Below are 9,420 nucleotides of genomic sequence, written 5' to 3'. Positions count from 1 at the left end.
GATATGTACAGAATCTGCAAGACCGAATTACTAACTTCGACTTGTTTATCAGTCACTTTAAAGTTGAAAATGAAACTGGAAAGAATCTTGCAAAATTAATTGTAAATATTTAATATACTTTATATAAGTTTTTTTGAAAGATTTAATGCTTGCTTCTTCCCAAAATCGCTAAACCTCCCATTTATTTGGTTAAATTAAATACCAAATTATATTTTTTTCAGAGATTCAAAACTCAATATATCAATTATTTATATGGATTTATCTTAATAAAGACTGTCGATAACAACTCTGTTTAACTCAAAAAATATACAAAAATTCAGAATATTATTTTGAATGTTTAAATAAGATGCTGAATATCAGTATATTGAAGTGATTATTTTAATATTGATGCCTGTTGTAAGCTGCGGTAAAATCAGAACGCATCGATTTGAAGCGGGCAATAACGGTCTGGATAAATTCTTCATCAATAATTTCAAAAACATCATTTACGCCACCGCCACTCAGGTCTAGTTCAGCAAGTTTATAACTTTGCTCAAAAGTACCCTGTTCAAATTTTACAATGTATTTTTGGTTCATTGAAAAAATGGTGATCTTACATTCCGGATGCGGAAGTTCTGCTACAACTCTCATTTAGGATATATTTTATTTATAATTCAACTGATGTTCCGTTAAGTGTTCCCCAGCTATCAATAATGGAGAAACGGGCAAAAAGTTCTTCTTTGTACCATTCTCTCGCTCTGGTAAGCTTAATCACATCGGCATGGTCGAAAGTTTTATAGGCATAGTTTTTTACACTCTCAGCATCGTCCCATATCGAGAAAGTGGCCTGGTCAAAAAATGGATTTTCTCCCATACCTGCAGATAGGACAAATCCTGGTGCCGTATGCATCGCATCTGCCGCCCTTTTAATATTATGCCTGAACTCTTTTAGTCGGTTAAATTTAATTGCAGCCCTGGTAATTACTGCAATTTTCCCAGAGGAAACTTTGTTTGTCTTATCAACTTTAAAAGGTTGTGCTTTTGACCATAAGCCATGACTTGTTAAAGGATTGAGTAAGATGGTTAAACTTTCTATTGCGAAAAAATTAAACCATTTCATCACTATAGAATTTTGGTTAAAATGATCATAATCTTTACGGTCATTCCAGGTCGTTAATACAGCCCAATGCTTGTAATCCGGAGATAAGTCAACCCTTGCATCTTTACCACTTCCCATTAATTTCCAAAAACTACACTTTTTATTTAGCCATAAGGGTAACCTTAAAACCGCCATTCCTATAAATGCGAAGGGGATAGTTAGGCCACGGAATTTAGTAATGGTTAAGGCTACGATCATAATAAGCGGTTAAGGGATCAAAACTAAGCATTTTCAGGATAGGTTCTCATTCAAATTTTTGTCATTAAAAACCATGCTGTCTTACAACTCGCATTTCATTATTAACTTTGAATTTATAAATAAAACAAATGGCAGAAGATTTAGTTATTACAAGAGATACTTCTAAAGAAGCGCAGTATCAATCCATTATCCCTCAAATTAAAGCGCTATTATATGGCGAAACAGATTTTGTTGCCAATATGGCAAATGTTGCCGCCGCACTTAAAGAGCAGTTTGGTTGGTTTTGGGTTGGGTTTTACCAGGTAAAAAACGATGAGCTTGTTCTTGGACCTTTTCAGGGGCCTGTTGCTTGCACAAGAATAAAAAAGGGTAAGGGCGTTTGTGGTACTTCCTGGGCTGAAGCTAAAACCATTATTGTACCAGATGTAGAAGAATTTCCTGGCCATATCGCCTGTGCATCAGCCTCAAAATCTGAAATCGTTCTGCCGCTGATTGTTAACGGTGAAGTAATCGGAGTGCTAGATATCGATAGTGAAGTATTAAATAAGTTTGATGAAACAGATCAGCTTTATTTAGAGCAGGTTATTGCGATTTTATTAAACAGATAATTTAGATTAAATATTGAAATTAAGTCCTGAATATTATCAGAATGAGAATGTGGTGAGCCTTGCGAAAGATTTACTGGGTAAGGTACTCTATACCAAAATTGGTGAAGAAATTACTGCCGGTATCATTGTAGAAACAGAGGCTTATTTCGGGGAAAAAGATAAAGCATCTCATGCATATGGCGGTCGCCGTACCCACCGCACTGAAACCATGTATGGTGAAGGCGGTGTTGCTTACGTATATCTCTGTTATGGTATGCATCATCTTTTCAATGTGGTTACGTCAGTTAAAGACGACCCGCACGCGGTTTTGATCAGAGGGATAGAACCAATGCTGGGATTAGAAATTATAGAACAGCGACGGAATATGTCTCGTTCAAAAGGTGCTATTTCCGCCGGACCCGGTTCGGCTGCAAAGGCATTGGGGATCGATAAGACTTTTAATGCCAAAAATCTTTCCAATGAGGAAATCTGGATTGAGGACCATGGTATCCGGTATGCAGACGAAGATATTGCAGCAACACCACGTGTTGGTATCGCCTATGCCAAAGAGCATGCGTTACTACCATGGCGATTTTTTGTAAAAGGCAATAAATATGTAAGTAAACCGAATAAGGTTTAATTTATAGAAACCTTTTAAGGCGCTTGCTGTTTTTCTCTATAAACAATCAAAAACATGAAAAACGAGAAAAATATAGCCATCTTAAAAGAGATGGCAGAAAGTGTAAGAACCTGTATGTTTACTACCTTTTCTTCAAACGACGAATTTGGAAGCAGGCCAATGGGTACTGCGAAAATTGAAGACGATGGCACCCTGTGGTTTTACACCAACGAGTACTCCTTGAAATCGAAAGAAATTTCAAAAGAAAATAATGTATTGCTGGCTTATAGCGATCCTTCTAAAAATACTTATTTAACGGTAAAAGGTAAAGCTGAACTTGTAGACGATAAAGTACGCAAAGAGGCTTATTTTTCCCCATTTGTAAGAGCCTGGTTTCCTGATGGCATTGAAGATCCGAGATTAATTCTGATAAAGGTTACCCCTGAAGAAGCAGAATACTGGGATTCATCTTCATCAAAAATTGTGGTGTTGTTTAGTATTTTGAAAGCGGTAGTTACCGGAGATACGCCAGATTTGGGTAAACATGATACAATGAAATTCTAATAAATTTAAAAGAATTGAAAGGCAGGATTGGAAACAGTACCTGCTTTTTTGTAATATTGGCTGATGAATTTCGAAAACACACTATCGTTTGCCCAATTACAGGATGAGGCTGATCAGCTTCATCACTTCAGGTCTCAGTTCTTATTTCCAAAACATAATGATAAAGATTTTATCTACCTGTGTGGCAATTCATTAGGTCTTCAGCCTAAAGTGGCGGAAGAAGTCCTGAAGGGGCAACTTAACAATTGGGCCAACTACGCTGTTGAAGGTTGGTTTGATGGAAACGAGCCCTGGATGTTCTACCACAAGGCGCTTAAAAAGTTAATGGCTCCGATCGTTGGTGCGTTACCCTCTGAGGTTTGTCCGATGAATACCCTGACCGTAAACCTTCATTTGTTAATGGTTAGCTTTTATCAGCCCAATGGCAAACGCGTTAAAATCATTATGGAGGGCGGTGCTTTTCCATCCGATCAATATGCAATAGAAAGCCAGGTGAGGTTTCATGGTTTTGACCCTAAAGAAGCGATTATAGAGGTTTTTCCTAAAGAAGGTGAGGAAATACTTCTTACCGAAGATATCATAGCTAAAATCAAAGAAAATGCTGATGAAATTGCTTTAGTTTTGTTTGGTGGAATAAATTACTACACCGGACAATGGTATGATATGGAAGCCATTACCAAAGCAGGACATGAAATAGGCGCAGTAGTGGGCTGGGATCTGGCGCATGCTGCAGGTAATGTCCCTGTAAAATTGCATGATTGGGATGTTGATTTTGCATGCTGGTGTTCGTACAAATACCAGAATTCAGGTCCGGGTGGCATAAGCGGAATTTTTGTTCATGAAAAACATTTTGGCAACGCCGAACTAAACCGGTTTGCGGGATGGTGGGGCTATCAGGAAAGTAAGCGTTTTAAAATGGAAAAAGGCTTTGTTCCGGAAGCCGGGGCAGACGGGTGGCAGGTAAGCTGTACGCAGGTAATGCCGATGGCATTATACCATGCTTCACTTCAGATTTTTGAAAAAGCAGGATTCATTGAGCCCTTAAGAAAAAAGAGTATCACTTTAACTAAATATTTGGAATTTACTATAAATGAAGTAAATAAAGAATTAGGATTTGAGCAGTACAAAATTATTACGCCAAAGAATCCTGTAGATAGAGGCGCGCAGTTATCCGTTATTGCACAGCGCAATGGTAAAGCGATTTTTGACGGCTTAATGGCGAATCACATTCTTGGCGATTGGCGCGAACCCGATGTAATCCGTTTAAGTGCCGTACCACTTTATAATTCTTATGAGGACGTTTATTTGGCAGGGCAAGCGTTATTAAAAGTCAGTAAAGATATTTTAACGTAGAAAAGAAAAACAATGATTAATTACAACCCTAAAGACTGGAGTACGTTCATTTTTCATATCGATAAAAGTGACACTTTTAGAAAACTTTGGCCGTTAATGCTTGGCGTAGCTGTATTTTCAGGACTGGTTGCCTATGCCGAATTGAATTACTTTCAGCTTTCTAAAACGAGCAATGTAACCAATATTGGCATGATGCATAGTTTATTGGGTTTTGTATTGTCGCTTTTATTGGTTTTCAGAACAAATACGGCTTACGACAGGTGGTGGGAAGGCCGGAAATTGCTTGGGTCATTAACCAACGTGAGCCGTAACCTGGCTATAAAGATTAAAGCACTTAAACTGACAGATGAGGATGTTCGCTTTTTTGAATACGGCATCCCTAAATATGCTTTTGCATTAAAAGAACATTTAAGAGAAAAGATGTATTTTGGTAAGAATAGCTTGCTAATCGAAGTTGAAGAAGGTAAACACATCCCAAACCAGATAGCAGGCAGTTTAACCAACAGATTCTATGGACTGCTGGAAAAGGGGGCAATTTCGCAGGAACAGTTTATTGTTCTTTCCGGTGATTTTAATCAGTTCACCGATATCTGTGGTGCCTGCGAAAGAATTAAAAATACGCCGATCCCGTTTTCTTATAGTGCATTTATTAAAAAGTTTATTTTTGTTTATGTGATTACTTTACCCTTTGGCTGGGTGTTCAGTTTAGGTTATTTTGTAGTGCCAATTGTTCCTTTTATCCTCTATGTATTAGCGAGTTTAGAGTTGATAGCTGAAGAAATAGAAAACCCGTTTGGTTACGATGCGAATGATCTTCCGGTGGATCAGATCTGTACCAATATCGAAAAACACGTAGGAGAAATTTTAGGCTAATGATCAGAATTGCCTGGCATCCGCTCTACGCACATCCTTTGCCTGAGGGGCACCGTTTTCCGATGCTGAAATATGAACTGATACCGGGGCAGCTTTTACATGAGGGAACTATAAAGTCTCAGAATTTGTTTAGTCCAGAACCCGTTTCGGAAGAGATTATTCTCCTCTCTCATGAAAAAGCATATTGGGAACAATTGAGGGACTTAACACTTTCTGCTAAAGATCAGAGACGGATTGGATTCCCGTTAAATGCGCAGCTTTTGGAGCGTGAGCTAAGGATTACACAAGGCACAATTGACGGAGTTCATTTCGCTATAGATAATGGTATTGCCTTTAATGTTGCAGGTGGCACCCATCATGCAGGAAGCAATTGGGGTGAAGGTTTTTGTTTGTTAAACGACCAGGCTATCGCTGCTAATTATCTGTTACATAAAAAGTTAATTAATCGCATATTAATAATTGATTTAGATGTACATCAGGGAAATGGTACGGCCGAGATGCTCCAACATGAGCCTAGGGCATTTACTTTCTCCATGCATGGCGAAAAGAATTTTCCGTTTAAAAAAGAAGTTTCAAATCTTGATGTTCCTCTAGATGATGGAATAGCTGATGATGAATACCTGTCCATATTAAATGTCAATCTGAAGAAGGCTTTTGAGATGGCTAAACCTGATTTCGTATTTTATCTATCGGGAGTGGATGTACTTTCAACAGATAAGTTGGGTAAACTGGCTTTAAGCAAAGCAGCATGCAAAGAACGTGACAGGATGGTGCTTCAGGCGTGTAAAAATAAAAATCTACCTTTGCAGGTAAGCATGGGCGGAGGCTACTCGGCAGATATCAAGGATATTGTAGATGCGCATTGCAATACCTATCGTCTTGCTTTTGATTTATTTGGATGAGCGCTTTTGCAAAGCCATAATATCATTATCTTCGCGCCTATATGTTGGAGATTATTTATCAGGACGAAAATCTAATTGCGATTAACAAACCTCATGGCTTGTTGGTGCACCAGTCTTCCATCGCAAGAGACGCGACAGAATTTGCCCTGCAATTGTTAAGAGATCAGGTAGGGAAGCATGTCAGTCCCGTACATAGGCTAGACAGAAAAACCAGCGGTATATTGTTGTTTGCTTTTGATAAGGAGTCTGAAATTGCTATGCATCAGCAATTTATGAATGCTGAAACCGATAAGAAATATTTGGCCATTCTGCGTGGTTTTACACCCGATCAGATGGAAATTGATTATCCTTTAGCCAAAGAAAACGGAACCATACAGGAGGCTTTAACGTCATTTCGTACACTTCAGAAAGCGGAGGTACCGGTAGCTTTTGGTAAACATCCAACCTCCCGTTATTCACTGGTAGAAGCCGCACCTAAAACCGGACGGATGCATCAATTGAGGAGACATTTTAGCCATATTTTACATCCGATTATCGGCGACAGGACACATGGCTGTAACAAACAAAACAAATTTTTTAAAGAACAATGGGACATGACAACCATGTTGCTCCATGCTTCTGAATTAGGATTTGTTCATCCCATTACAAAAGAAAGAATCCACCTGAAAGCCGGTTTGCATGATGAGTTCAAAAGAGTGATGGATTTCATGAAAATGGAACTTTAGCACAATTTTTACCACCAAAATCTGTTTATATAACATCTATGATTAAATACTTACGTTTTACACTCCCTGTTTTAGCGCTTTTTGCAGTCAGTTGTTCTTCAGTTTATATGCCAAACGTTCCAAATACCCCCATGTTAAGTAAACAGGGTGAATTTAGTGGTGGCGCTCATATCTCTTTAAAAGGCAATGCCAGTGTTAACGGTGCTTATGCTGTTTCTGATCATATAGGCGTGCTTTTTAGCGGCTCAAGGATGAACAGTGAAAGAAAAACCAAAGATTTCGGGCACAAGCTGATTGAAATCGGAGGAGGTTATTTTGATACTTTTGGTCCGGATGATAACCGCATTATCGAAATTTATGCGGGTGTAGGAAAAGGTTGGAGCGACATTACATTCCGTGATTATAAAAATGATATCCTCATTAGTTCTGAACTGCAGGAAGTAGATTACAGAAAAACATTCTTACAGGTAAACTACAGCTCGAAGAAGAAAAATAATTTGCGCTTGTTCGGAACCGATTTTCCCATTAATTATGGTACCGCTTTGAGGATTAGTCATATTAAAATGGATCGGTTCTTTTTAAATGGTGCAGTGCAGCCTAAAGAAGATAATATTTTCTTTGAGCCGGTTTTTTTTACGCGGATGGCGCTTAGCAAAACTTTTCAGCTTCAGTATACCACAAGCAGCAATATAGGCTTAAAGAATCGCAAATATATGTCTGCTGGTAACTCGATTTTTACCATAGGGGTTGTGGTGAATGTTGGGGGAAAATAATTTAGTTATTCCTCTTTTCTAAAGTCACTTGGTATGACATCAAATAAACGTCGTCATTGCACGCCACAATTACCGTCATTTCGGGTGAAGTGCAACGGAGTCGAGAACCCGAAGGCTCCGAGAAGCTAAATCGATCTCTAGGGTATCTTTGATTATAGATCTCTCCATTGCGCTGCGCTTCAGTCGAGATGACGATCGTTTAATTCAAACTCCTCGTCTTGTTCTGAAACCTTAAAAACAACAGGATAGAGGCCGTTAACAAGCCCAATGTTAATCCATACCAGATTCCATTAACGCCTAAGTTGAAATGAAATCCCAAAACATAACCAATAGGGATCCCAACTACCCAATAGGCTAAAAAAGTAATTAAGGTTGGCATGTTTACGTCACCCATTCCGCGTAAAACCCCCAATCCAACCACCTGTGTGCCATCAAAAAGCTGAAAGAATCCTGCGATGATTAATAGTTGTGCCGCAATTGGAATTACTGTGGCATCTTCGGTATAAATAAAAGGCATCAAATCATTAGCAATTACAAAAATGACCGCTGTACACGACATAAATAGCAATATTACATGATAGCTGGCGATTGCCGATTTACGAAGGTCATCGAAATTATTTTTACCAAAGTTATTTCCGGTTTTAATGGTTGCTGCCGATGCCACGCCACTGGCGATCATATACGTCATAGCCGCTAAACTAATAGCAATCTGGTGTGCGGCTTGTTCAATCGCACCAATGGTACCGATTAATAGTGCAGCACCACTAAAAGCACTGATTTCAAAAGAATATTGCATCGCTACCGGCATTCCGATTTTAGCGATTTTAACCGCCCTCATCTTATCAAAAAAAGTTGCCTTAAAACCGGTCAGATACTTTTTAAAATGCTTTGAGCGTAATACATAAAAGCACATCACAGCAGCCATCAAAATCCTGTCTATCAGCGTGCTTAAACCCACACCGCTAACGCCCATAGATTGGATGCCAAACATGCCTTTCACGAAGATAATTCCTAAAATAATATTGATGGCATTTCCCCAGATGGAAACAAACATGGCTTGTTTGGTAAAGCCTAAACCTTCGGCAAATTGCTTAAATGTCTGGAAAATCAACAATGGGATAATCGAAACAGATAAAAGATTGAGATAAGGTTTTGCATAGCGTACTACCTCGGGCGTCTGGTCCAGCCGATCAATAACAAAAAATATCCCCAGTTGCACCAGCACATATAATAATACGCCAACACAAATGTTAATGATTAAACTGTTTGACAAAAGCCTCCCGCATTCATCATCATGTTGCCGGCCGTTTTCCTGTGCAATAAGCGGGGTTAAACCATAAGAGATGCCAAGGCCAATTACGAGAATGAGCATAAAGATACTGTTCACCAGCGAAACAGCAGCTAACTGAATGGTATCGGTAAAATGACCCACAATGATGCTATCGGCCATGTGCACCAAAGTATGGCCAACCTGCGAGCCCACAATTGGCAAGGCCAAATGAAGATTTTCTTTATAATAGGGCTTATACCGGTTGTAAATTTTAGAAAACATGAGTTTGCAAAGATCGGTTTTTTAAACCTCATAAAATAGGGATGTAGAAAAGTTAATATTAAGGAGCCGTTAAACAGACCCTGAAGCAGGTTCAGGGTGACAATATCTTTACCTGATCCGTCATGCTGAATTTAGT

Annotated in this window: 11 protein-coding genes; 8 read left to right on the top strand and 3 right to left on the bottom strand. The window is 38.9% G+C overall.

Annotated elements, in window-relative coordinates:
* Nucleotides 1-378: 378 nt before the first annotated feature.
* Both ACFE6N_RS13275 and ACFE6N_RS13270 read right to left on the bottom strand, forming a co-directional pair.
* Complete coding sequence (locus tag ACFE6N_RS13275) at nucleotides 379-630, bottom strand: hypothetical protein (RefSeq protein ID WP_090987251.1); 252 nt, start codon at nucleotides 628-630, stop codon at nucleotides 379-381.
* Nucleotides 631-646: 16 nt separating this feature from the next.
* The gene (locus ACFE6N_RS13270) at nucleotides 647-1,336 is read right to left on the bottom strand and encodes a DUF3291 domain-containing protein (RefSeq protein WP_378937169.1); all 690 of its coding nucleotides are present in this window, start codon (nucleotides 1,334-1,336) and stop codon (nucleotides 647-649) included.
* 128 nt (nucleotides 1,337-1,464) lie between these two features.
* Between ACFE6N_RS13270 and ACFE6N_RS13265 the strand changes: the two genes are divergently transcribed.
* From ACFE6N_RS13265 to ACFE6N_RS13230, 8 genes are all read left to right on the top strand, one after another.
* Nucleotides 1,465-1,944 (top strand): GAF domain-containing protein, encoded by a 480-nt coding sequence (locus ACFE6N_RS13265; RefSeq protein WP_378937167.1) that lies wholly within the window; start codon nucleotides 1,465-1,467, stop codon nucleotides 1,942-1,944.
* Nucleotides 1,945-1,957: 13 nt separating this feature from the next.
* On the top strand, nucleotides 1,958-2,563 hold the full coding sequence (locus tag ACFE6N_RS13260) for a DNA-3-methyladenine glycosylase (RefSeq protein ID WP_378937165.1): 606 nt from the start codon (nucleotides 1,958-1,960) through the stop codon (nucleotides 2,561-2,563).
* A gap of 54 nt (nucleotides 2,564-2,617) precedes the next feature.
* On the top strand, nucleotides 2,618-3,106 hold the full coding sequence (locus ACFE6N_RS13255) for a pyridoxamine 5'-phosphate oxidase family protein (RefSeq protein ID WP_378937163.1): 489 nt from the start codon (nucleotides 2,618-2,620) through the stop codon (nucleotides 3,104-3,106).
* 63 nt (nucleotides 3,107-3,169) lie between these two features.
* Nucleotides 3,170-4,459 carry a kynureninase gene (kynU, locus tag ACFE6N_RS13250; RefSeq protein WP_378937161.1) on the top strand — a complete coding sequence of 430 codons (1,290 nt, stop codon included), beginning with the start codon at nucleotides 3,170-3,172 and terminating at the stop codon, nucleotides 4,457-4,459.
* A gap of 12 nt (nucleotides 4,460-4,471) precedes the next feature.
* Nucleotides 4,472-5,332, top strand: a complete 861-nt coding sequence (locus ACFE6N_RS13245; RefSeq protein WP_090987238.1) for a bestrophin family protein — start codon at nucleotides 4,472-4,474, stop codon at nucleotides 5,330-5,332.
* Entirely contained in the window at nucleotides 5,332-6,234 is a 903-nt protein-coding gene (locus tag ACFE6N_RS13240) for a histone deacetylase (protein ID WP_378937159.1), read from the top strand. Before ACFE6N_RS13245 ends, ACFE6N_RS13240 begins: the two co-directional genes overlap by 1 nt.
* Before the next feature lie 41 nt (nucleotides 6,235-6,275).
* The gene (locus tag ACFE6N_RS13235) at nucleotides 6,276-6,959 is read left to right on the top strand and encodes a pseudouridine synthase (RefSeq protein ID WP_378937157.1); all 684 of its coding nucleotides are present in this window, start codon (nucleotides 6,276-6,278) and stop codon (nucleotides 6,957-6,959) included.
* Nucleotides 6,960-6,997: 38 nt separating this feature from the next.
* A complete protein-coding gene (locus ACFE6N_RS13230) occupies nucleotides 6,998-7,732 on the top strand; it encodes a hypothetical protein (RefSeq protein WP_378937155.1) in 735 nt (244 codons plus the stop codon).
* Between the two features lie 199 nt (nucleotides 7,733-7,931).
* On the opposite strand, the gene ACFE6N_RS13225 is transcribed toward ACFE6N_RS13230, so the two are convergent.
* Nucleotides 7,932-9,284, bottom strand: a complete 1,353-nt coding sequence (locus ACFE6N_RS13225) for an MATE family efflux transporter (protein WP_378937153.1) — start codon at nucleotides 9,282-9,284, stop codon at nucleotides 7,932-7,934.
* Between the last annotated feature and the right edge of the window lie 136 nt (nucleotides 9,285-9,420).

The sequence above is a fragment of the Pedobacter sp. BG31 genome, from assembly GCF_042464845.1.
GTDB lineage: Bacteria > Bacteroidota > Bacteroidia > Sphingobacteriales > Sphingobacteriaceae > Pedobacter > Pedobacter suwonensis.
This window is presented reverse-complemented; position numbering and strand designations above follow the sequence as displayed.

What these genes read in the sequence shown, in the direction of transcription:
- ACFE6N_RS13255 (WP_378937163.1), top strand. Translation starts at nt 2,618, where the DNA reads ATGAAAAACGAGAAAAATATAGCCATCTTAAAAGAGATGGCAGAAAGT.
- kynU (WP_378937161.1), top strand. Translation starts at nt 3,170, where the DNA reads ATGAATTTCGAAAACACACTATCGTTTGCCCAATTACAGGATGAGGCT.
- ACFE6N_RS13265 (WP_378937167.1), top strand. Translation starts at nt 1,465, where the DNA reads ATGGCAGAAGATTTAGTTATTACAAGAGATACTTCTAAAGAAGCGCAG.
- ACFE6N_RS13235 (WP_378937157.1), top strand. Translation starts at nt 6,276, where the DNA reads ATGTTGGAGATTATTTATCAGGACGAAAATCTAATTGCGATTAACAAA.
- ACFE6N_RS13275 (WP_090987251.1), bottom strand. Translation starts at nt 630, where the DNA reads ATGAGAGTTGTAGCAGAACTTCCGCATCCGGAATGTAAGATCACCATT.
- ACFE6N_RS13240 (WP_378937159.1), top strand. Translation starts at nt 5,332, where the DNA reads ATGATCAGAATTGCCTGGCATCCGCTCTACGCACATCCTTTGCCTGAG.
- ACFE6N_RS13230 (WP_378937155.1), top strand. Translation starts at nt 6,998, where the DNA reads ATGATTAAATACTTACGTTTTACACTCCCTGTTTTAGCGCTTTTTGCA.
- ACFE6N_RS13270 (WP_378937169.1), bottom strand. Translation starts at nt 1,336, where the DNA reads ATGATCGTAGCCTTAACCATTACTAAATTCCGTGGCCTAACTATCCCC.
- ACFE6N_RS13225 (WP_378937153.1), bottom strand. Translation starts at nt 9,284, where the DNA reads ATGTTTTCTAAAATTTACAACCGGTATAAGCCCTATTATAAAGAAAAT.
- ACFE6N_RS13245 (WP_090987238.1), top strand. Translation starts at nt 4,472, where the DNA reads ATGATTAATTACAACCCTAAAGACTGGAGTACGTTCATTTTTCATATC.